The sequence below is a fragment of the Sinomicrobium sp. genome (assembly GCA_029266035.1).
Classification (GTDB): Bacteria; Bacteroidota; Bacteroidia; order Flavobacteriales; family Flavobacteriaceae; genus Sinomicrobium.
Window position 1 is genome coordinate 63,840 of record JAJUFH010000009.1, and the last position, 23,885, is coordinate 87,724.

At 42.0% G+C, this 23,885-nt stretch carries 18 protein-coding genes; 13 read left to right on the plus strand and 5 right to left on the minus strand.

Going from position 1 to position 23,885, the window contains the following annotated elements:
- Positions 1 to 22: 22 nt before the first annotated feature.
- Together ACYZZR_RS06380 and acnA are read left to right on the plus strand one after the other, a co-directional pair.
- A complete protein-coding gene (locus ACYZZR_RS06380) occupies positions 23 to 4,105 on the plus strand; it encodes a hybrid sensor histidine kinase/response regulator transcription factor (RefSeq protein WP_461533163.1) in 4,083 nt (1,360 codons plus the stop codon).
- A 204-nt stretch (positions 4,106 to 4,309) separates the two neighbouring features.
- Positions 4,310 to 7,087, plus strand: coding sequence for an aconitate hydratase AcnA (gene acnA, locus ACYZZR_RS06385; RefSeq protein WP_461533164.1), 2,778 nt, complete (start codon positions 4,310 to 4,312; stop codon positions 7,085 to 7,087).
- A gap of 112 nt (positions 7,088 to 7,199) precedes the next feature.
- On the opposite strand, the gene ACYZZR_RS06390 is transcribed toward acnA, so the two are convergent.
- A complete protein-coding gene (locus ACYZZR_RS06390) occupies positions 7,200 to 8,162 on the minus strand; it encodes a 2-hydroxyacid dehydrogenase (RefSeq protein ID WP_461533165.1) in 963 nt (320 codons plus the stop codon).
- Positions 8,163 to 8,412: 250 nt separating this feature from the next.
- Here ACYZZR_RS06390 and ACYZZR_RS06395 point away from each other — a divergent pair, with 250 nt between their 5' ends.
- Genes ACYZZR_RS06395 through ACYZZR_RS06405 form a run of 3 tightly spaced genes read left to right on the plus strand, consistent with a single transcriptional unit; the run spans position 8,413 to position 10,646 of the window.
- Complete coding sequence (locus ACYZZR_RS06395) at positions 8,413 to 9,711, plus strand: hypothetical protein (RefSeq protein ID WP_461533166.1); 1,299 nt, start codon at positions 8,413 to 8,415, stop codon at positions 9,709 to 9,711.
- A gap of 13 nt (positions 9,712 to 9,724) precedes the next feature.
- Positions 9,725 to 10,285, plus strand: a complete 561-nt coding sequence (locus ACYZZR_RS06400; protein ID WP_461533167.1) for a LemA family protein — start codon at positions 9,725 to 9,727, stop codon at positions 10,283 to 10,285.
- Positions 10,269 to 10,646 (plus strand): hypothetical protein, encoded by a 378-nt coding sequence (locus tag ACYZZR_RS06405; RefSeq protein ID WP_461533168.1) that lies wholly within the window; start codon positions 10,269 to 10,271, stop codon positions 10,644 to 10,646. Before ACYZZR_RS06400 ends, ACYZZR_RS06405 begins: the two co-directional genes overlap by 17 nt.
- Before the next feature lie 21 nt (positions 10,647 to 10,667).
- Here the strand turns inward: ACYZZR_RS06405 and ACYZZR_RS06410 are convergent, their stop codons facing one another.
- From ACYZZR_RS06410 to ACYZZR_RS06420, 3 genes are read right to left on the minus strand one after another with little or no spacing between them, the layout of a single operon-like run.
- Positions 10,668 to 11,147, minus strand: coding sequence for a DUF4625 domain-containing protein (locus ACYZZR_RS06410; RefSeq protein WP_461533169.1), 480 nt, complete (start codon positions 11,145 to 11,147; stop codon positions 10,668 to 10,670).
- Between the two features lie 56 nt (positions 11,148 to 11,203).
- Entirely contained in the window at positions 11,204 to 11,983 is a 780-nt protein-coding gene (locus tag ACYZZR_RS06415) for a DUF4625 domain-containing protein (RefSeq protein WP_461533170.1), read from the minus strand.
- Between the two features lie 36 nt (positions 11,984 to 12,019).
- Positions 12,020 to 14,392 (minus strand): TonB-dependent receptor, encoded by a 2,373-nt coding sequence (locus tag ACYZZR_RS06420; protein WP_461533171.1) that lies wholly within the window; start codon positions 14,390 to 14,392, stop codon positions 12,020 to 12,022.
- Positions 14,393 to 14,986: 594 nt separating this feature from the next.
- On the opposite strand from ACYZZR_RS06420, the gene ACYZZR_RS06425 reads away from it, so the two are divergent.
- The 8 genes from ACYZZR_RS06425 to ACYZZR_RS06460 all read left to right on the plus strand — a co-directional run bounded on the left by ACYZZR_RS06425 (position 14,987) and on the right by ACYZZR_RS06460 (position 22,879).
- Positions 14,987 to 15,730, plus strand: coding sequence for a Rossmann-like and DUF2520 domain-containing protein (locus ACYZZR_RS06425; protein WP_461533172.1), 744 nt, complete (start codon positions 14,987 to 14,989; stop codon positions 15,728 to 15,730).
- Positions 15,731 to 15,993: 263 nt separating this feature from the next.
- Positions 15,994 to 16,518 (plus strand): KdsC family phosphatase, encoded by a 525-nt coding sequence (locus ACYZZR_RS06430; protein ID WP_461533173.1) that lies wholly within the window; start codon positions 15,994 to 15,996, stop codon positions 16,516 to 16,518.
- A 17-nt stretch (positions 16,519 to 16,535) separates the two neighbouring features.
- Positions 16,536 to 17,129 carry a Maf-like protein gene (locus ACYZZR_RS06435; protein ID WP_461533174.1) on the plus strand — a complete coding sequence of 198 codons (594 nt, stop codon included), beginning with the start codon at positions 16,536 to 16,538 and terminating at the stop codon, positions 17,127 to 17,129.
- Between the two features lie 70 nt (positions 17,130 to 17,199).
- Positions 17,200 to 17,736, plus strand: coding sequence for a mechanosensitive ion channel domain-containing protein (locus ACYZZR_RS06440; protein WP_461533175.1), 537 nt, complete (start codon positions 17,200 to 17,202; stop codon positions 17,734 to 17,736).
- Between the two features lie 172 nt (positions 17,737 to 17,908).
- Positions 17,909 to 20,413 (plus strand): PIG-L family deacetylase, encoded by a 2,505-nt coding sequence (locus ACYZZR_RS06445; protein WP_461533176.1) that lies wholly within the window; start codon positions 17,909 to 17,911, stop codon positions 20,411 to 20,413.
- 1 nt (position 20,414) lies between these two features.
- Positions 20,415 to 20,540 carry a hypothetical protein gene (locus ACYZZR_RS06450; protein WP_461533177.1) on the plus strand — a complete coding sequence of 42 codons (126 nt, stop codon included), beginning with the start codon at positions 20,415 to 20,417 and terminating at the stop codon, positions 20,538 to 20,540.
- Between the two features lie 3 nt (positions 20,541 to 20,543).
- On the plus strand, positions 20,544 to 22,286 hold the full coding sequence (locus ACYZZR_RS06455; protein ID WP_461533178.1) for a sodium:solute symporter family protein: 1,743 nt from the start codon (positions 20,544 to 20,546) through the stop codon (positions 22,284 to 22,286).
- An 11-nt stretch (positions 22,287 to 22,297) separates the two neighbouring features.
- A complete protein-coding gene (locus ACYZZR_RS06460; protein WP_461533179.1) occupies positions 22,298 to 22,879 on the plus strand; it encodes a MiaE family protein in 582 nt (193 codons plus the stop codon).
- 90 nt (positions 22,880 to 22,969) lie between these two features.
- Here ACYZZR_RS06460 and ACYZZR_RS06465 read toward each other — a convergent pair whose 3' ends face one another.
- The gene (locus tag ACYZZR_RS06465; RefSeq protein WP_461533180.1) at positions 22,970 to 23,779 is read right to left on the minus strand and encodes an enoyl-ACP reductase FabI; all 810 of its coding nucleotides are present in this window, start codon (positions 23,777 to 23,779) and stop codon (positions 22,970 to 22,972) included.
- Between the last annotated feature and the right edge of the window lie 106 nt (positions 23,780 to 23,885).

A 23,885-nucleotide genomic window follows, 5' to 3' on the forward strand; every position in this document is an offset into this window, starting at 1 on the left:
CGGTGCAAAAAACTTTAAAACGATGAAAGTTTACTATTTTCTGGGAATATTATTTTTTTGGTGCCATACACCCACCCTTAGCGGACAGCCCCAGGAACTTATAAATGAAGATCTAAAATTTAGACACTACACCTCCGCTGACGGATTGTCACAAAGATCGGTACTCGCCATCACACAAGACCGTAAGGGGTATTTATGGTTTGGTACTAGAGACGGTCTAAACAGATTTGACGGCAGTAATTTTGTGGTGTACAAACATCAAATGGGAGACACCACAAGCCTGAGCAACAACAGTATACACTCCATTTACGAAGATAGCTATGGAGGGCTGTGGATAGGAACCCAAAACGGGCTGAATAAATACAACCCTGAGCTGGACAACTTTATTCACTACAAATATTCCGGATCCTCAAATACCGCCAACGATCATATTATCTGGAAGATGTCCCAGATAAACCAAAACTTACTCTGGGTAGCGACAAATAACGGTATACTCCAAATCGATCTCAAAACTGACGAGCTCACAAGATTGCAAAAGGGAGAAAACAACTCCAATTCATTGAGCAGCAATAATGTTAGGAGTTTTTTAAAAGCTACCAGCGACAGCCTGTGGATTTGTAATACGAGATTTATCGATCTCTACGACACCGAAAAAGAAACTTTTAAACATATAAACTACCCACAAAAACAAAAAACGGATATCCATCTAAACAGTCCCCCAGTACTATTTTCAGACCACGACGGAACCATTTGGTTGGGATATGAAGAAGGACTTGCAATATATCGTCCCTCTTTAAACAGCTTTGTCGATTATGAGTTTGAAGGTAAAAAAGCGATTAACAGTGCTGTGCGCACTATCTGTGCCGACCTAGCTGGAAATTTGTGGATTGGGACGTACTCCGGACTGTACATACTCAATGCCATGCGCACAGACTTAAGGCATATTACCCACGATAAGCACAACACGACAAGCCTTAACCAAAATTCTATTTACAGCATTCTTCGCGACTCACGAGGAGATATGTGGATAGGAACCTGGGGAGATGGTATTAATTACTACAACAGAGACGACAGCGCATTTAAAAATATCTTACCCGGAAACGGCGATAACAAACTCAATTACAAAGTAGTGAGCGGTATAGCCGAAGATCCCGACGGAAATTTGTGGATAGGAACCGAAGGAGGTGGAATAAATTTTTACAATAGAAAGACAAAAAAAATTACCTATTACAACTACGACTCCGATGAAAAAAACAGCTTGAGTGCCAACAATATCAAATCTGTCATCATAGACAGTAAAAACAATGTCTGGATCGGGATTCACGACGGAGGGGTAAACTTCTTGAATACGGCAAAAAAGCCATATGAATTTGAACAAATCGATTTTCCTGAATCGAGTAAACTTTCCTTAAAAGACTACAATGTTTTAACCCTTTTTGAAGACAAGAACAGAAATATCTGGATCGGCACACTCACCGGTGGACTCATATTTTACGATTCGCACAAAAAACAGCTATCTAAACTGGACGACGATATAAAAATGGTAATGTCTATAGTTGAATCAGAAAACCCAAATATACTGCTGATAGGAGGAAATAACGGTCTTGAAACCATCAATATAGAAAACCTGGAAAGAAACCAAATCCCTCTTCAAAATACATCGGGCGAGGGTACCCTAGATGTGAACTGTATCTTCGTGGATAATTTTAACAACTACTGGATAGGTACCGAAGGCAAGGGACTCTTTATGTATGATCCAAAAATAAAAAAGACAAAAAATTACGGTATCAAAGAAGGCTTGCCCAACGACATCATCTACGGAATACTCTCGGACGATAACGGTAATCTGTGGATCAGTACCAACAACGGTATAAGCAGGCTCAACATAGAATCGGAAAAAATAAAGAACTTCAATCAGTCGGATGGACTACAAGGTAATGAGTTCAATTACGGTTCAGCATTTAAAACCCGAAATAAGGAATTGTTTTTTGGAGGAACAAACGGACTCACCTACTTTAATCCGAGTGAAATACGCACTAATACTTTTGTTCCTTCAGTCGATATCAGGAATATAGAAGTAAACAATATCCCCTATCTCAAGATTACAGATTCCACCAACCAAATCACCCTAAAGTACAACGAAAACAATTTCAGTATAGATTTTACAGCCTTGAGCTATATGCAGCCCGAAAAAAATGAATTTGCCTATATGCTTCAAGGCTTTGACAAAGAGTGGAAATACGTTGGAAAACAGCGACAAGCAGTATACACCAACATTCCCAAAGGAAAATATATCTTTAGGGTAAAAGGAGCTAATAACGATGGGGTTTGGAATGAAGAAGGAGACAGTGTCTTTATCCGGATCCTTCCCGCTCCGTGGAAAACATGGTGGGCCTATTTGCTATACGCTACCCTACTCACCGGAATAAGTATATATATAAGAAATCTGATTGTACTGAGAATACGCGAAAAAAAGGAGAAAGAAAAACTACAGGAAATAAACCGACTAAAACTGAGACTGTTTACCGATGTATCACACGATTTCCGGACACCGCTCACGCTTATCACAGGTCCCTTGGAAAAAATGATTCGCCAAAAGGCAGGTGATCCTCATATAAGGCATCAGCACGAGATTATGTATCGGAATACACAAATACTTCTGCAACTGATCAATCAAATCTTAGATTTTAGAAAAAGTGAAGCGGGTAAACTCAATTTGCAAGCATCGGAAAACGATATTGTGGCCTTTGTTGAAAATGTCAAAAAATCGTTTGATGCTCTTGCCGAACACAGAGATATTTCGTTCACCCTCACCACCGAAAGAGACAAAATCACCATGTGGTTTGACACGGTCAAACTGCAAAAAATATTGTTTAATCTCTTGTCTAATGCCTTTAAACACACAGATCAGGGCAAAAAGATAGGTATACATATATCTACAGTATCCGATATTCAACAATCGAAACCCACAGATTTTGTCAGGATAGAAATTGTCAACTTCGGCGATGTAATACCAAAACACCAACTCAAATTTATATTCGAACGTTTCTACCAGCTAGAACACTCCCGAAAAGAACCTGGATCGGGAATCGGACTGGCACTTACCAAAAATCTGGTCGATCTTCACAAAGGACAAATCAAGGTAAAAAGCTCCGAATCTCGAGGAACGCGTTTTATTGTACTACTACCTATGGGCGATGAACACCTCAGCGAAAGTGAACGCATCGACGAAGCATTAGGTCCAGACGAAATGCACATTTATGCAAAACCTGATATTTCGGATTCCAATATAGATACTACAGTCACAACAGCTCTTCCAAAAACCGGTGTCAAACAAGATCTTCCCGCTCTGTTGGTGGTAGAAGACAACAGAGAAGTACAGGAGTTTATCGCAGAAATTTTCAGTAGTAGCTATAATATCTATACTGCCAATCACGGAAGAGAAGCCTTGGAAGTATGTCAAAACAATACGATAGACCTCATTATAAGCGATGTAAACATGCCAGTAATGAATGGTTACGAATTGTGTCAATCCGTTAAAACTACATTGATTACCAGCCATATTCCGGTAATACTCCTCACTGCAAAAACCTCCGAAATATATCAAGAAAAAGGATTTGATACCGGAGCTGATGCCTATGTAACCAAGCCGTTTAACGCCAGAATACTACAAAAAAGAATAGACAATTTGATTACAACAAGAGCCAACCTAATAAGAAAATTCAGAAATGATATCACACTAGAACCCAAAAATTTAAAAATCACTTCTACTGACGAAGCCTTTTTACAAAAGGCGATATCCACCATTGAAAAAGGATATACCGACCAGAACTTCAACGCCACAACGTTTGTAGCCGAAATGAATATGAGCCGCACCGTTATTTACACCAAAATAAAAGCACTTACCGGTCAGAATATCTCTACATTTATTAGAACCATACGCTTGAAAAAAGCTGCCTTACTCATCGCTCAGTCTCAAATGAACATCTCCCAAATAGCCTATGAAGTCGGTTTTAACGATCTCAAGTATTTTAGAAAATGTTTTAAAGAGCTCTTTAAGGTCAATCCTTCCGAATACAAAAAAAAGGATGTTAAAACCTCATGATCCCCAAGGCTTCGATACACTTCCGATTGAGTCTGGAGCACTCAGACGCCTTCACTTTGTCTTTTTGAGAGAGACCTCCCTGAGGTGGTTGAGCGTCGGAGCGCAGCGATCGGTGTATCTAAGCCCCGGATTACTATTCAAAAAAGGTGTACAATTCCACAAAAAATAACTACCTTTAAGGTATTCACTTCACACTTTCACCTTATGAACAACGATATCTTCAACATCAGAAAAAAACTCCAAACGCCAGATGGCGAATATGGTTATTACAGTCTTACCGAGTTGTCAAAACAGGGGTATGCTATTCATAAAATGCCGTTTTCTATCCGGATTCTCCTCGAAAATGTGCTGCGCAATTACGACGATTTTGCCGTTACACGTGAAAACATTGAAACCATTTTACACTGGAGTCCAGAGGCTTCTGACAAAGATATTCCCTTTAAACCGGCAAGAGTGCTGATGCAAGATTTTACCGGAGTTCCAGCCGTAGTAGACATAGCCTCTCTTCGAGCCGAAGTGGCGCGAAAGGGAAAAGATCCGGAGAGTATAAATCCGCTCATTCCGGTAGATCTGGTTATCGATCACTCGGTACAGGTAGATTACTTCGGCACTGAATACGCCTATCAGGGCAATATGGAAAAAGAATATACTCGAAACAAAGAGAGGTATCAGTTTCTGAAATGGGCCCAGCAATCGTTCCGAAATTTTAGCGTGGTTCCTCCGGGTATGGGAATATGCCATCAGGTAAATCTCGAATACCTCTCAAAAGCAGTGATAGAACGCGAGGGTAATATCTTTCCCGATACTTTAGTGGGTACCGATAGCCATACTCCTATGGTAAATGGCATAGGAGTTATCGCTTGGGGTGTTGGAGGTATAGAAGCAGAAGCGGCCATATTGGGGCAGCCCATTTACTTTATTATGCCAGAGGTAATCGGACTTAAACTAAGTGGAAAATTACCCCCCGGATCTACAGCTACCGATATGGTACTCACTATCGCTGAATTACTCAGAAATTACGGAGTTGTAGGAAAGTTTGTGGAGGTTTTCGGCCCCGGACTAGATCATCTTTCGGTACCGGATAGGGCTACTATAGGAAATATGTCACCGGAATTCGGATGTACGGTTACTTATTTTCCCATAGATCACAAAACCCTGGAATATATGCAGCAAACCAACCGAGAAGAGAAGCAGATTAAGCTCGTAGAGGAATACTGCAAAGCCAATATGCTTTGGCGCGAGGGTTCGGAAAACATAGAATACACCCACGTTCTGGAGCTAGATCTCTCCACTGTAGAACCTACAGTTGCTGGACCTAAACGCCCACAGGACAGGATTTCCCTGAAAAATTTTAAACCGGCATTTATCGATATGCTCCACCAATCATTCGGACGCACTTATCTGACTCCCGAAGAGCAATTGTCTCGATGGTCGGCAGAAGGAGGCGATATGCCTGCGGATGGATACAAACCGCCTATGCCACCAAAAACAACCATAAAAGCGAAAGAAGAAGAAGGTATGAAAGTTGTCTCTGTCAAGGTTGGACAAGAACAATTCATGCTCTCAGACGGGGCTGTGGTAGTAGCCGCTATAACCTCTTGTACCAATACGTCCAATCCGTATGTGATGGTAGGTGCCGGACTAGTAGCTCGGAAAGCCCGCGAATTAGGACTCGATGTAAAACCTTGGGTAAAAACTTCACTGGCACCAGGTTCGAAGGTAGTTACCGATTACCTAAAAAAAGCCGATCTGCTTGACGATCTCGAAGCTATGAAATTCCACGTCGTAGGATATGGCTGTACTTCCTGTATCGGAAACTCCGGTCCCCTGCCCTCCCATATTGCCAAAGCGGTAGATGAACACGAACTTGTAGTAGCTTCGGTATTGTCGGGCAACAGAAACTTCGAAGCGCGTATACACCCACAGATCAAGATGAACTTTCTTATGTCGCCTATGCTGGTAGTTGCCTATGCCATCGCAGGTAGGGTAGATATAGATCTGATTAACGAACCCATTAGCTACGACCCCAATATGCAACCGGTATACCTGAAAGATATATGGCCGGAAGACGATGAGATACACCAAACCCTGCAATCTATATTATCACCACAGCAATTTGCCGATAATTACGGCAGTATATTTAAAGGCAATAAAATATGGAGCGAGCTCGAGATCCCTACCGAAAAAGTATATCGATGGGATGAGGCTTCTACCTATATCAAAGAAGCTCCCTTCTTTAAAAACCTCTCCGATAAACCGCTCCCTGTAAAAGATATCCACAATGCCAATGCTCTGTTGGTACTGGGAGACAGTATCACCACCGACCATATTTCGCCCGCAGGTGCCTTTAGTGAGACCTCCGCAGCTGGCCAATACTTGGTAAACCGCGGAGTGACCAGAGCAGATTTTAACTCCTATGGATCTCGAAGGGGAAATGACGAAGTAATGACTAGAGGTACCTTTGCCAACGTACGCATTAAGAACAAGTTGGCAACTAAAGAAGGTGGTTATACCAAATTCCTTCCCACGGGAGAAGAGATGACTGTATACGATGCCGCTACAAAATACAGGGAAAACAGTATTCCCCTCGTCGTTCTTGCCGGTAAGGAATACGGAAGCGGGTCGTCTAGAGACTGGGCTGCCAAAGGTACATTTCTACTCGGAGTAAAAGCTGTGATTGCCTCGAGCTACGAGCGTATACACCGAAGCAACCTAGTAGGTATGGGAGTACTCCCCCTCCAATATTCCGATACAGATGCGGCACAACTAGGACTTACTGGAGAGGAAACTTTTAATATTTCCGGTATTGCCAACAACCTTGTTCCCAACAAAGTCATCGAGGTTTCTGCAACTGGAAAAGATGGGAAAAATATCACTTTCAAAGCCGTTGTCCGATTGGATTCCAATATCGAAATAGAGTATTACCGGCACGGCGGAATCTTGCAGTACGTGCTGAGGCAGTTTTTACATAGGTCGTCTTAAAATAAAATGGTGTCTAGGTTCTTTAATACGCTTTAGATATCCTGAATTGCAGGTTTTCTTTCTATCGCATTGTCGTTCACGACAAAGTATATCGTAGAATGAACACCCAAAACTACAGACGAATTTCCTGTGGCATTTTTTCTCCTCTGTAAATAGCGAGAAGATTGTCGGCTGCCATTTGTGCCATAGCGGTACGAGTTTCAATAGTAGCCGATCCTATATGTGGTAATACACATACATTGGGCATTTGCAACAAGGGGTTGTCTGCTCGCATAGGCTCGGGGTCGGTGACATCAAGTCCAGCACCCCATATTTCACCGCTTTTGAGTGCCTTTATAAGATCGGATTCTCGGTGGACTTTACCTCGTGAGGTATTGATAAAAATCGAGTTCGGTTTCATACGGGAAAAGCTATCTTCGTCAAATTTGTACATCGTTTCCGGACTGAGGTTCGTATGAACAGAAAGTACATCACTTCGTTCCAGTAGCTCTTCATAACTTACATAGATAGCACCGATTTCTTCCTCTGCCTTGAGATTGCGATTTCGGTTGTGATAAAGTATATCCATACCAAAAGCAGCTTTCGACATACGTGCCATTTGAATCCCTATTCTACCAAGTCCAAATATCCCGAGAGTTTTACCACCTATTTCCACTCCGAGTTCGTGCAAAAATCCGAATCCCTTCCACTTCCCTTTCTTCACTTCTTCTGCACGAAAAAAAGCTTTTCGAGCAGTAGCCAGCATAAGTAAAAAAGCTGTTTCTGCAGTAGTTTTACTCAATACCCCAGGAGTATTGGATACCGATATGCCATATTTAGCTGCAGCTTCGAGATCTACATGATCATAGCCCACACTGGCAAGAGCTATTCCCTTGAGATTGGAACAGGCTTGCATAAAATCGGCATCGAGTTGTGCCATACCTACATTCAATAGCAAATCCACTTCTTGACAATTCCTGATAAACTCACTGCGTTCCGGCAAAATATCAGAATCGTTATACGTTAGTTGCAACCCACTTTTCTCTATACGGCAAAGCACATCAGAAGGCAATTTTCGGGTAATGTATATTTTCATTTTCACATAAAATATTTTCAATGTTTGAATACAGTGTTACTTCGGTAAGCTGATAAGTTACAACGAGACTAAAGATAAAAATTTTTCTCCTATCCCCGAAGAAGCAACTTCACAAGAACTTCGGGAAAGCTCAAGTCCTATTGGTGCTAACTAATTTAAACAATGAAGGATATGAAACAAGACATTATTTGGAAAATACCACAAATTTTACCGATTTTTGTAATGAAAGAGCCTAATTTTCATACTTTAATTGACCAACTTTATACACGATATTACCCGTTTTGAAGTAGCTCCCCCTGCGGTGTTCTTCCTGATGCTATTCAGTTTGCTTTTGGCATTAGTTCACACCCTTATTTTCCTCGCCTTGTTCAAAATTTCCTTTCGTCCTTCAAAACTGCTGTACATCTTATACCCATCTATAATGGCAGTCACGGCATTTATCGACTTAAGGTGGATTGTTTTGGAATTTATCGTATTATTCCTCTTTACATTTGTACTGGGTATCTGCGGTATGATCTTTGCCTTTATAAAGAGCGTAAAGCTATCTCAAAAAGAAAGGCATCGCTTTAGAAAAAAGCACCATATCCCTCGCAAACCTCTGCGGAAAAAAATTCTCGGAGGCTTTTTTTCACTGCTTTTCATCTTAGTTTTTTATGTAAATCCGGGATTGTTTGTGTTAAGTATTTTTCTTATCCTGCCTATTCTCTCCCTAATCCTCCCGAGCAAACGCAACCGTTTTTTCAAATATCAGCAGTTACTCCCTACTTCTAAAATCCGCTCTGTAGCTATGGGACTAGCAGAACTCAGAGGGGAATTGATAGCCGGTGATGCTCTGTTGTCGTCCCCTATCAAAAGTAAGAGGTGTATAGGTTTTCAATACAGTATCGAAAAAGTTTCTACAGATAAAGATGGAAAAAAGAGCTACAGGACTATATTCAATGAAACCAAATGCAACCCTTTCCGGCTCAAGGATGCTACCGGTACTATAAGTGTAAATCCTGAAAATATGGACTTGTATCAACTCGATATCGACGAGCGCTACCAAAGTGGTGGCAAACGATACACTCAACGCCTTCTAATGCCAAAAGACCAGGTGTTGATAGTCGGAAAAATCGGGTTACAGAACAATATTCCCGTATTGCAATACGAGCCGATAAAAAAAGTGTTTGGCATCGCACCCTACCACTATATCACTACCTACAATACTTTTAAGCCTTTATTAAACCGATTTCTAAGTTTTACTTCTATCTTTGGTTTCTTTGTCGCATTAATACTGATGAGCACTATCGTAATACGGCAAGATTACATAGGTATTACCTTTACCCCTACCGGGCATAATTTTGTACTATTGAACAATCAGAGCCACAACAAGCTTAAAGATATTCACAAATCACAAAACCGTAAAAATAAAATTATCACCCCACAGCAGACCAATCCAGACACAGCTGTACAAAGGGCTAAAGAAGACGAGCTTCCACCCGAAGTGCACATAGAAACCATAGAGCTTCCAGACATACCCTCAAATACGACTAAAAAGAAAACTAAATAAAACACCATACCCTATGAACACCATTATCGGTTACATTGTCATTTTCCTAATAGCCGCCGGGCTTATCAGTACCGTTATTTCGCTGTACAACAGACTAATTATGCTCAAATTTAATGTAGACAAGGCTTATGCCAATATCGATCTTTTACTCAAACAGCGTACAGACGAAATCCCCGACCTCATTAAAGTCGTTAAAGAATCGGTCAACTACGAGTCGTCACAGCTAGAAAAACTCACCAAATTGAGAACGGCATTTATAAATTCGACCGACCAAGATGAAAGAGTAAAACTCTCTAATACTATGGCTCCTATGGTACACTCCTTGGTGGCTGTAGCTGAGAATTACCCAGATCTCAAAGCGAATACCGGTTTTAATGTCCTTCAGCAGAGGGTTTCCGATATCGAAGATGCTATTACCGATCGCCGTGAACTGTTTAACGAGAGTGTCAATATGTACAATATAGGTATACACGAGTTTCCGAATGTACTCCTAGCTCGTATCCTAGGATACAAAGACAAGACGCTTCTGCGTGTTAGTGAACAAGAAAAACAGTACGATGGTATCCGCTTCTGAGGTATACGATATAGTCCACTCCATTGAAGAAAACCCTGCATTTATGGTGATATGGGCCGCATTTGGAGTGCCTATTACATCCTTTGTAATCAGTATTATTCTGTATCAGTTAACCAAAAAATGGACAAAACAAAATGCGCTACTCACCACAACCATCGCCGCCCTTATTGTAGTGGTATGGATACTAGGTTTTGTCACACAAATGATCCTCCTCTTTATGGGAGCCTCAGGAATTCAGATGCTGCTGATATGGATCGTTATGTTCCTTACCTACCTGATTTTTACGATTTTTAATCAAAAAAGCATCTATAAATTCATATCAGACTCTGAAATCGCCAAGAAAGTAAAGAACAGTAAATAAGTTGTTGCCTATTTGACCAAATTACTCCACCACTTTAATATCTATAGCTGTTCTACTCTGCCATCCGGTAGCATCTATCACAGAATACTGACAGTGATAATCACCGGTATCCACATCTTCGGGCACGGTAATTTCCAATTGTATTTCACAAGAAGTCTTCCCTTCTTCTACAGTATAATTTTCCATTAGTTTCCACGGATTAGAGGCCTCTTTTACAGCTCCGAGCTCGCAGCTAATTTTCTGATCGTCGTGGGTGTGATGATCGAAATTATGGTGAATATCCAGACTGTATGCTGCCAACTCTACATTGTCATCAAGTCGAGCCCGAAAAGTGTAAGTCTCTCCTCGTTTCAACAGCTCGCACCCCTTCGGAAAGCCCTGGCCGAAGGCTGTGCTAATAGTGGGTTTTTCCTCATCTTTACCTATGCCGTCATCGTCTGAACATCCGAGAAACATTCCGAGCATCAGAAAGACAAGCAAATGTGTTTTTTTTGATTTCACAGTGTATATTTTTATAAACTCTCATGTCATAAGCGACATGAGAGTCCGTTAAATCCTTATTCTAATATAACATTCAGATGTGAATCATAAGATGTCACATTTCCCTCTTCGTCTTCTATGTTGAATACCATGTGATATTCTCCAATTGGAGCTGTGGAAGGCACGTCGATATGCTCGTGAAATTTTGCCTCAGTTTCCCCGTGGTAACCTTCGCTATAAGTCTGAATCAAATGCCACTCCTCCTCTCCTTCACCCACTGTAAGGCCGTGTGCGTGGATGTCCAAAGAGATCTCGTGTATCCCGTGAATAGCGGTAATCTTGAACTCAGTGTGGAAGTCGCTACCTCTCGCCACTTCTTCATCGATGTAAATTTCGCTAAGGCTAACAGGGTGAAGCACTACCAGATGTCCTTCTACCTCTGTGCTATTTCCGTCTTCATCGGTTACGGTTAGCTTTAGGTGATACTCTCCAGCTGGAGCAGTGGCAGGCACATCTATGTGTTCGTGAAACGCCGGATTGAGCACGAGATATTTACTATCTGTATAACTGTGATGAAAATGCCATTCTTCCTCCCCTTCACCTAGTTCGAGATCGTGACCGTGAATGTCCAGATCGATACTCTCCACAGGTACCACGGCCGATATTTCGGCTTCCAGATGCACATCAGATCCTGTATAGGCGACGCGATCGGTGGAGTGCGAACTCCCCTCACCGTATTCAAAACCGGAAATTTCCGGTGCAACTGTACCCGGCAGACCGTCGTCGTCATCGCTACAAGATGCTGAAAACAGTGTTACAAAAGCTACGATAACTAAAAATTTCAAATTTGATTTCATGAGATTAGTATTTAATAAATTATTAATTAGAATTCTTTACGATATTGGAATACGCAATGACAAAGACAGATTTCTTCCGGCTTCCGGCACTGCGATTAGGCGATAAAAACTAGTGTGATCAAAATATTTAGTGTTCAATACGTTGCTCACTTTTAATCTCAGTTTTACTGCCGGGTAATCTCTAAAAGGCTGTATTGCTGTCTGCCATGATAGATCGATCAACTGATAGCCTTCAGTAGGTGCTTCCGGAGGAACAATCTCATTCTGAGCCGAAACTACTTTGTAAACTGCCGTAAAAATGGGTTGTCGAAAAAAGAGAAAATCCTCACTCTTGTACTTTACCGAGAGCAATCCTGACAAGGGGGGTGAAAACGGCAGGGTGAATCCTTTCTTCGGTCCGCTTTGTTGACTGGCATACACGTATTCCCCGGAAAGGTCTATATGTAAACGCTCGAATAAGCTAGTACCCACATTCACTTCTCCTCCTACTCTAAACACTTTGTTTTGAGTGTATTCATACACCTGCAGCGTCTCGTAGTAATTCGATGTGGGATTGAGATAAATATAATTGTCAAACCAGTTTACGAAAGGGCTTATCGCGAAGTGAAACTTTTCTTCCTCATGGCTCACCACCATATCTAACTGATAAGAAGTCTCAGGATCGAGACTAGTACTTCCCCTTTCAAAGCGATACATATGATAATTGACCCCATCAGAGGCCAATTCATTGGCGAGGGGAATCCTAAAACTCTTTCCAAAGTTTAGTTTGTAGGTGGTATTGCCCGACAGATAGCTTATCCCTGCCGATCCGCTGATATTGTCAAAATCCAAGGTTTCGTCCCATGCCCTTTGCAAATATTTGGAAGAAGTCATACCGGAAGAAGTAGTTATTTCGGTGGGAAACCAGTCGTAATAAGGTTGGATTTTCACAGCTCCGTAATCATAGCGCAAACCTACCTGCAAGTGGAGTTTCGGATTGATCTCAAACTGGTCGTACGCAAATATCCCTGCTGTAAATCGGGTGTAAGCAGGAATGAGAAATCCCCAGCCTCCAATAGCATTTTCCTGCAATTCGAGGTTTACCCCACCCACTAAGGTATGTGACCCCATAACATAGGTATCACTCGCATTCAAAGCGTAAGTTTGCTTGCGAAACTCCCGCTCCTTGCTGTTGTCGGGTTTAGGCATATGCCCGTGTGGTACCGGTTCGGAATGCTCTTCTCTCCAGTTGTATTGGAACCCCAAGTCGATATCAAGTTGGTGATCATTTATACTTATGGCTGTGTTATTGATTAGCTTAAAGTGGTTTAGCTCGTGAAAAGGAAGGTCGATGTCTCGTGAAGACCGGTCGTAGTCAATTTTTGAACTTCGCACTTCTAGTCCATGTGCATTTGCAAAAAACCCGTTTTTGGCATACACATTACTGAAAAAAGTTTCTGAACTGATATTTTCTGCAATATAACCTATAGAGAAGCTGGCATTGGCCTCCTGATCGGCGGTGTTTCTCAGATGCTTCTTGTAGAGGTCGAAAATATAATTCTCAAAATTGATCTGGTTGGTCGGCACCTTGTAATCTGCATAATCCTTGAAGGTAAATCGACCCCGATAGTACCATTTTTCTTCTCGTGCACTTAGTCCGGCCGAAACACCCAGCATAGCATTGTTGGTTTGTCCTAAAAGATTTACACTTCCGGAAAACGACTCAGGTTCGGGCACCGCCGGGCTAGGAATATCCACCACACCAGCCAGTGCATCGGAACCGTACAGCATTGAAGCCGGACCTTTTACTATACGAACGCGCTCTACATCGTACTGGTCAATTTCCAGTCCGTGATCGTTTCCCCACTGCTGAGCCTCGTGTTTTATTCCGTTCTGTACTACGCTCACCCTGTTAAATCCGAGTCCGCGAATCACCGGTTTAGACTGCCTGGAACCTATGTTTATGGTATTGACCCCAGGAATACGCGACAGGGTTTGCATCAGGCTATTCTCTCGGTTTGCATCCATAAACTCCTGAGAGACCTCTACGATACTCCCCGGAGTTTCACGCGCTCTCCGCTCACGGCTCTTCCCGTATACCTCCACCCCAATCAGTTCTGTATTTGAGGGCGTAAGTACTATGGTTATCTCTGTCGTATCTCGATCGACCTGCAGCATCACCCGTTCGGTAGCATAGCCTAGGTACGACACTTCCAATTCCTGTGAGCCTTCAACCACCCCGGTGAGGGTAAATTCGCCCGCATGATCCGCGATGGTATATACCCCATCCCCGGCAATCCCAGCTCCGGCAAGGGGAATTTTTGTAAGGGCATCTAAAACCAATCCTTTTATGTTAAAGTCCTTTTGTGCAAAAGCCGGTAAAAATGACAATATGCAAATAAGGGACAAGACACCCCTTGTGCTTGACATTCTCATCATATTTTTGAATACTATAATGGTTGAAAAACTGATCTGCGAAAGAAGATCAAATAAGGCGTATTCCCCTGTCTTTGAACACAATAAAAGTCAACACATCACTATACCTAAATCAGTATAAGTGCTGTCTTATTGCACTAAGCAAAACTGAAGGAAATAATTTTCAGACTAAATTATGTGAAGGCGGGGGCCTGGAGAAAAGTTGATCCGGATAAAACTTTGCGATGTAGACAAAATTATAAGTCTCAGCCCGTTCAAGCCGAACTATCTCTTCCCTCTGTAAAGGAATTTCGACATCGGAATCGGATAATAATACCGGAGTATAATTGGGAGCCACTGCAAAATCACATACTGTACAGTGTTTTGCAGAATTATCGTCGTGCAAATGCTTCAAAGCGTGTAGCCCTGCCACTTTCATTGAAGTAAAAAGTAGCAGGAATGCATAAACTACAGTATGTTTGAAAGCAGTATTCCGCATGGGACAAACTTATAAAAAATAAATTTTTAAATGCAACTTTGTAGCATAAAAATTATAAAGGCTTTAAAAAAACAAAACTTAAGTCGAAAAAATCTTTGTAATTTAGTGCTATGATAAAAGTCGTAGTTTTAGGCTCGGGAAATGTAGCCTCCCATCTTATTCAGGCACTTACAGCTAGTAAAAAATCAACAGTAGTTCAGGTATTTAACAGAAGTAATACCGTATTCGGTTCCATTCCGGTTACCGATGATTACCAACAACTTCTTCCTGCCGACCTCTATCTCATCGCCGTAGCCGACGATGCTATTGCCGAGGTATCAAGAAGCCTGCCCTTTGAGGGACGACTGATAGCTCATACCTCAGGTAGTGTATCACTATTGGACACCGCCAAAAGCAATCGTCGAGGAGTTTTTTACCCACTTCAAACCTTCTCCAAATCCAGAGCGATCGATTTTTCTACAGTTCCGCTGTGCCTTGAAGCCGAACACCAAGCGGATTATATGCTTTTACAACAAGTTGCCGAAAGTATTTCGGAACAGGTATACCAAGTCGATTCCGAACAGCGACGAGCCCTTCATCTGTCTGCCGTATTTGTAAACAACTTTGTAAACCACCTCTATCACATAGGGGAACAAATCTGCAAAAAAAACCAACTTCCCTTCGACATCCTTCGTCCGCTCATTGCGGAAACCGCAGCCAAAATAACCGAAATGCCACCTTTGGAAGCCCAAACCGGTCCGGCCAAACGCCGCGATAATTCCACCTTGCTAAAACACCGGGAGCAATTGACATCCCACCCACTCTATCTCCAATTGTACGACCTTTTAACCGAAGCTATACAAAAAAGTAAATAAGAATATTTCCCTGTGTCGGTGTGCCAGTTAAACTTTGTAAATTGCAAGCTGTTGTTAAAGGTTGAAAGTTCTTTGGTTTCGAGATGGAGATTCTTCGATATGAATGGCAGAAATGTCATCCCGACCGAAATGGAGGGATCTCCATACTTTCGGTAATTTCCACTGAAGATTTTTTAATTCGAGATGGAGATTCTTCGCTTCATCGTGCTTCGCCCCGATGATAATCTAAAAAAAATATATTAAATTAAAAATGAATTTATTACATGAAAAACTATAAAGAATACCTTGAAGATATCACTACATTTGTCTTCGATGTAGACGGCGTACTTACCGACGGTACTATCGTGATTACTACAGAGGGCGAAATGCTGAGAAATATGAGTCTCAAAGACGGCTATGCCATAAAGACGGCTATAGAAAAGGGTTACAATATTTGTGTTATCTCTGGAGGAACAAATGAAGGAGTTCGCCAAAGGCTGCGAGGGCTTGGGGTTACCGATATTTATCTCGGGGCACATCACAAAACCGATGTATTAGAAGAATACTTTGACATCTACGACATAAAGTCTGAAAACGTGCTTTATATGGGCGACGATCTCCCTGACCTCCCCCCTATGCAAATGGTAGCCTTGCCTACCTGTCCTCAGGATGCCGTACCGGAACTCAAGGAAATTGCAAAGTATATTTCACATAAAAACGGGGGACAAGGATGTGTCAGGGATGTAATTGAACAGGTATTGAAGGTTCAAGGAAAGTGGAATGACAATTTTGGGGCTAATTACGATTAAATCAACGAAGTTTAGATATGCTTTCAGAAGTTTTAAAAGACTATCACATCATATTGGCATCGGGATCTCCGAGAAGACAGCAGTTTTTTCAGGATCTGGGACTCAAAGTTGAAATACGTCTGAAAGAGGTAGAGGAAATTTATCCCGAACGGCTTAGAGGTAGCGACATACCAGACTATCTGGCACAACTCAAGGCACTGCCCTTTAAAGACGAACTCCGAGAAAAAGATATTCTCATCACTTCCGATACCGTAGTATGGCATCTAAATAAAGCGCTTGGGAAACCCCGCAACAGAGAAGAAGCATTCGGTATGCTGAGGTCGCTTTCTGGTAAAGACCACCAGGTCATTACCTCAGTATGTTTTACAACCAAGCAAATGCAGAAAACGGTAAATTCCGTTACCAAAGTGTATTTCGACGAACTTACCGAAGGTGAAATAACCTATTATATCGATACTTTTAAACCCTATGACAAAGCAGGAGCTTATGGTATACAAGAATGGATAGGTCTCACCGGTATTAGGAAGATTGAAGGCTCGTATTTTAACGTGGTCGGACTTCCCGTACATCAGGTATACCGCAGCCTGCATACCCTAGTCGAAAACAAATGATTAAAATTATTGTCACAAAAAGCTTATTTGCTCATCACTGTGTATCTTTAGCATTACAAAAAGACTAAAAATGAACGATATTTTTACCCTGTACCAGAAAGAGCTGCTGAACAGTCTCTTTGTCATTCTAATATTAGTGTTCTTAAAATTCACACTGTCAAAAATTATTCGCAAAGTAGGTGATATCAGCAATTACAACGCAGCGAGAAGCACCCTTATCATCCGCTATGTCAACATTGCTGTATTTCTTGTGGGAATTTCAATTATCAGCATTATCTGGAATGTCAATTTTGAAGATCTCGGACTGTTGATCTCTTCCATTTTTGCTGTTATCGGAGTGGCTCTTTTTGCCCAGTGGTCTATTCTCAGCAATGTAACGGCAGGAGTTATATTGTTTTTTACCTTCCCGTTTAAGATCGGCGACGTGATAGAGATACAGGATAAAGATTTTCCCATACGGGCTACGATAGAAGATATCAAGGCTTTTCACCTGATGCTCCGAACCGAAGAAGGAGATCTTGTCACTTACCCGAATAATCTCCTTTTACAAAAAGGGGTCAAGGTTTCACCTCAAGCTGTAGAAGACGACGGTTCAGAAAGCCTGTGATATTATCTTTCGCAAACAGCTGGGGGTTTTACTTGGACCAGTGAGTTAAAGAAAGCCTAAACATAACGAGATAATTTGCTTTATTTATATATTTGGGAGATTGTTTCCAGATATAGTCCATTATAGAACGACTGTATTTTCAGTGACTCCGGAACCTTAAAAACTAACTTAAATGCGTTTGATTACTCTGTTTGTAAGTCTTGTTATTTATATTCCTTCCCTCTATCCACAATCACCAAAATCGTATACCTCTTCTGAAATATACCAAGAGATTAAAAAGTTAAATTTTCTCGGTACTGCCCTGTATATCGCCGCTCATCCCGACGATGAGAACACTCAGATGATTTCCTATCTCTCCAACGAGCTTCACGCTCGTACTGCTTATCTATCTCTCACCCGAGGAGATGGAGGACAAAATCTGATAGGCACCGAATTGAGAGAACTTCTCGGACTGATAAGAACTCAGGAATTGTTGGCCGCTAGACATATAGACGGAGGCGAACAATTGTTTTCCAGAGCCAATGATTTTGGCTTTTCAAAACATCCAGATGAAACCTTAAACATATGGGATAAAGACAGTGTACTGGCCGATGTGGTACTAGCCATACGCAAATTGCGCCCAGACATCATCATCAACCGCTTTGATCACCGCCGTCCGGGAACCACTCACGGTCACCACACCTCTTCTGCCATACTCAGCGTAGCGGCATTCGACCTAGCTGCAGATGTAAATAGCTATCCCAATCAACTGAAACAACTACAACCTTGGCAGCCCAAACGACTGTTTTACAATACCTCTTGGTGGGCTTATGGCAGTCAAGACGAATTTGAAAAGGCTACAAAAAAGGGCTTTATGTCAATAGATATAGGCAAATACTATACAAATCTCGGAAAGAGCAATGGAGAAATTGCCGCCCAGAGCAGAAGTCAGCACCGCAGTCAGGGATTTGGCAGTTCGGCGTCGCGAGGTAGCACCACAGAGTACCTCGAATTACTAAAAGGAAGTCAGCCAGACAACAACAATCTCTTTGCGGGTATCAATACCACCTGGTCTAGAATTGACGGTACAGAAGAGATTGCCAAACTACTCAAAAACGTAGAGCACAATTTCGATTTTAAAAATCCTGCCTCCCATCTCCCGCAATTACTCAAGGCTTATACGCTGATTCAAAACCTAAAAGACCCCTATTGGAAAAAGCTCAAAACACGACAAATAAAAGATATAATACTGGCTTGTGCCGGATTGTATCTAGAAGCTTCAGCTCAATCTCCTCAGACAACACCCGGAAGTGAGACAACAATTCGCGTAGAAGCCATCAACAGAAGCCGTGTAGACGTTCGCTTAGAACAGCTGAGTATCGCACAAACAGCAACAGCAGAGAAAACTGATATCCCCCTCTTGTACAATCGCGATGAAAAATTGGAATTGTCTATCCACATCCCTCAACAGATCGCTTATTCCACACCGTATTGGCTTGTAAACAAAGGCAGTATCGGCATGTATCGGGCCGATAGGCAATACATCGGCCTACCCGAAAGTCCAGCATCGCTCACCGCTTGTTTTCAAGTTCTGATAGAAGGGGTTTCGCTAGAATTCTGTAAAGACGTAGTATACAAACACACCGACCCCGCACAAGGAGAACGCTATCAGCCCTTTCTTATACTCCCTCCTGTTACTGCAAGTACCGAAAATGAAGTCTATATTTTCGAGAATTCGCCAAAACCCATAACTGTAAAACTAAAGGCTATAGACCGCGGTATTGAAGGTGATGTAGCGCTAGATCTACCAAAAGGCTGGACGGTATCCCCAAATCGCATTCCGATAAAACTGGAACAAACTGGCGACGAAAAATCAGTGGTGTTCAACATCAGCCCTCCCGACAAGGAAAGCGTGGGCGTCATTAAACCATCCGTTTATATAGGCGGAAAAAAATACGACAAAAAGCTGGTTGAGATTGATTACGAACACATCCCACACCAGTCTGTTTTACTTCCAGCAGAGGCCAGAGTTGTAAATTTCGAGCTCAAAAAATCGGGTAACACAGTAGCTTACATCCCCGGAGCCGGTGATAAAGTACCCGAAAGTCTGAGACAATTGGGATATAAGGTCAATACCATTGATATTTCTTCCATAACAACAACTTCACTATCTGCCTATGATGCCGTGGTAATTGGTATCAGAGCTTATAATGTTTTTCCATCGCTATACACCAAACAATCTGCCTTGCTCGAATACGTAAAATCGGGAGGTAACCTTATCGTACAGTACAATACCGTAGGACGCAACAGTACCACCGATGTAAAGCCCCCTTATCCCCTTCATCTATCCAATGACAGGGTCACAGATGAAAATTCGAAAGTGACTTTACTCGAACCCGAGCATCCTATACTGAATACTCCCAACAAAATAGTACCATCCGACTTCGAAGGCTGGGTGCAGGAAAGAGGACTGTACTTCCCCGACCAATGGGCGAAAGAATACAGCGCTATTTTATCGATGCACGATACCGGAGAAAATCCGAAAGACGGGAGCTTGCTTGTAGCTCCTTACGGAAAAGGTTATTATATTTACACAGGTCTCAGCTTTTTCAGGGAATTGCCTGCCGGAGTTCCCGGAGCATTCAAATTGTTTGCCAATATGCTTTCGATAGGAAAGCAAAAAACGGAAAATCCGTAAGATGAAAAAAAAACAGAAAAATCGCATTTCGCCAAAATGGCGTTGGAAAACCAGCTATACCCTAGTGTTGATAGCCAATGTTATTTATATGATGCTGTTTTATTTTATGATGCAGGAAAACTGTTAGCCCATGGAGAGAATTGACTGGATCATATTGTATGCCACCCTTATTTTTATCGTTGTTTACGGCACTTGGAAAACGAAAAAAAGTGCTTCTGTAAAAGATTATATACTAGGCAACAAAGAGTCTAAATGGTGGACCATAGGTTTGTCGGTCATGGCTACCCAAGCTAGTGCCATAACCTTTCTGTCTACACCCGGACAGGCTTTTCACGACGGAATGGGGTTTGTACAATTCTACTTTGGGCTCCCCCTCGCCATTATAGTGATTTGCATGGTATTTATCCCGGTATATCACAAGTTAAAAGTATATACAGCCTACGAATTTCTGGAACAGCGTTTTGACCTTAAAACCCGTACACTTACGGCTATATTGTTCCTCATACAACGCGGATTGGCAGCGGGAATTACCATTTACGCCCCCTCCATCATACTCTCCGCTGTATTGGGTTGGGATTTGAAAACTCTCAATATCATCATAGGTTCGCTGGTTATCATATACACTGTGGCCGGAGGTACAAAGGCGGTAAACGTAACTCACAAACAACAGATGTTTGTTATTATGTCGGGAATGTTTCTCGCATTTTTCCTCATCCTACACTATCTGCCAGAAGATCTCAGCTTCGGCAAGGCGCTCAAAGTGGCAGGTGCCAACGGCAAACTGAATATTCTCGACTTTTCTTTCAATGCAGAGAGTCGCTACACCTTTTGGAGCGGAATTACAGGAGGTTTTTTCCTGATGCTTTCTTATTTCGGTACCGATCAGAGTCAGGTACAGCGCTATCTGTCCGGGAAATCGATTAAAGAGAGCCAATTGGGACTTCTATTTAACGGATTGCTAAAAGTTCCCATGCAATTCTTTATTCTGCTGGTAGGAGTTATGGTTTTTGTATTTTATCAATACCACAGCTCTCCACTCAACTTTAACCCTGCGGCTACAGAAGCCGTGATGAGTTCATCTTATGCCGACGAATACCAAGAGCTCGAACACTCCCATAAAGCGCTTGAATCTCGAAAAAAAAGGGCTCAAGAATACTATTCCAGTGTACTCAATGTGAAAGACTACAAACTGGTTATGGCTGCGAAGAAAAAAATAAAGCAAATAAATGGAGAAGAAAGAGAAAATCGCGCCAAGGCAAGAGAACTCATAGAGAAAGCTAACCCCACCATAGAGACCAACGACAAAGATTATGTCTTTATACACTTTATACTGAACAATCTCCCTACGGGATTGATCGGTCTTCTTCTCGCGGTAATACTCTCTGCAGCGATGTCTTCCACTTCCTCAGAGCTAAACGCTCTCGGTACCATCACAACTATGGATATCTACAAGAGAAGACTGAACAACGACAAAGACGATAGCCACTATGTAGCTGCATCCAAATGGTTTACCCTTCTCTGGGGAATTATAGCTATTCTATTTGCCAATTTCGGCTCTTTGGTAGACAACCTGATACAACTGGTAAATATTATCGGCTCTGTATTTTACGGCAATGTATTGGGAATATTCCTCCTGGCCTTCTTTTTCCGATTTATTCGCGGCAATGCGGTATTCTGGGCAGCTCTGATAACGCAAATTATTATATTCTTTATCTACTACCGATTCGTATATATAGAAGAGCATATCGGATATCTCTGGCTCAACTTTATTGGATGCGTATTGGTCATTCTCATCGCGATGATTATAGAGGGAATGCAAAGAAGCTTAAAAAGGAACAGGCTATCAATTAACACAGACAACGACAATTTATAATACCGAAAATCATGTTAGGACTCAAATTACCTACAGATCCCCGTTGGGTGAATATCGTGGAGAAAAACATAGAAGAAATACTTACCGATCACGCCTATTGCGAACAAAAAGCAGCCAGCACAGCAATTTCGCTCATCGTTTCCTTCCCTGAATACACCGAATTGGTTCAGGAAATGACAGCATTGGTAAAGGAAGAAATCAGCCATTTTAAAATGGTACACGACAGAATCATCGCCCGCGGATGGGTATTGGGAAGAGAGCGAAAGGATCTTTACGTCATTGAACTCATGAAATTTTTTCCCAAAGGCGGAAGCCGACAGTCGCATCTCGTACACCGCCTTTTGTATGCCGCACTTATAGAAGCTCGAAGTTGTGAGCGTTTCCGATTGTTGTCCGAAAATATCCAAGACGAAGAATTGGCCACGTTTTACCGCAATCTCATGGCCAGTGAAGCGAATCACTACACCATGTTCCTCTCTTTTGCCAGAAAGTACGGAAACCGCGAAGAAGTTGATAAAAAATGGCAGGACTTACTCGAATACGAGGCGAATATTATGAAAGATCTCGGCAAAAAAGAAACCATGCACGGATAGGTGAAATTCTATCTTTTCAATGGTAAAAACTAAAAAATCCTGCCGCTCTAATCAACAGGATTTTTTGTTGTTTCAAAGTGAAACTATTTTCTATTTGATGAATTTTTCCATCACCTCGTTGCTCACTCCTGTATTGGAGAAACCTCCGTCGTGATACAGATTTTGCATGGTCACTTTTCGAGTGAGGTCTGAGAAAAGCGTAAGAGTGTAATCTGCACATTCTGCTGCGGTGGCATTTCCGAGTGGAGACATCATATCGGCATAAGCGATAAAACCGTCAAATCCCTTTACTCCTTGTCCGGCAGTAGTTGGTGTTGGCGACTGAGATATGGTGTTTACCCTTACATTTTTGTCTTTGCCGTAAAAGTATCCAAAACTTCTCGCTATAGATTCCAGATAAGCCTTGTTATCGGCCATGTCGTTGTAATCGGGAAAGGTGCGTTGCGCAGCCATATAAGTAAGCGCTACAATACTCCCCCATTCGTTCATGGCATCGTTTTTATGCAACGTTTGCAATACCTTGTGGAAAGAAACTGCCGATACATCCCACCCCTTAGTTGTAAAATCGTAATTCTGATCGGTATAGTGTTTTCCCTTTCTCACATTTATCGACATCCCGATGGAGTGAAGAACAAAGTCTAACTTACCCCCGAGGATTTCCACAGATTTTTCTACCAATTGTTGCAGATCGTCCAAACTGGTGGCATCTGCGGGAATAATCTCAGAACCGGTTTTCTCTGCCAATTGATTTATCTGCCCCATTCTCATGGCAATTGGTGCATTGGTAAGTACAAAAGTACCTCCCTCTTCGTGAACTCGCTCTGCGGTTTTCCAAGCGATAGAATTCTCATCTAACGCTCCGAAAATAATCCCTTTTTTTCCTTTTAGTAAATTGTACATTTTTATTTATTGTGTTTATTGTTTGTGATTTATTGATGTGGATTGGACAAGCCAAACCATTACGTGGGCTGGACGAACCAAAACCATTATGTGTGGGTTGGACGAG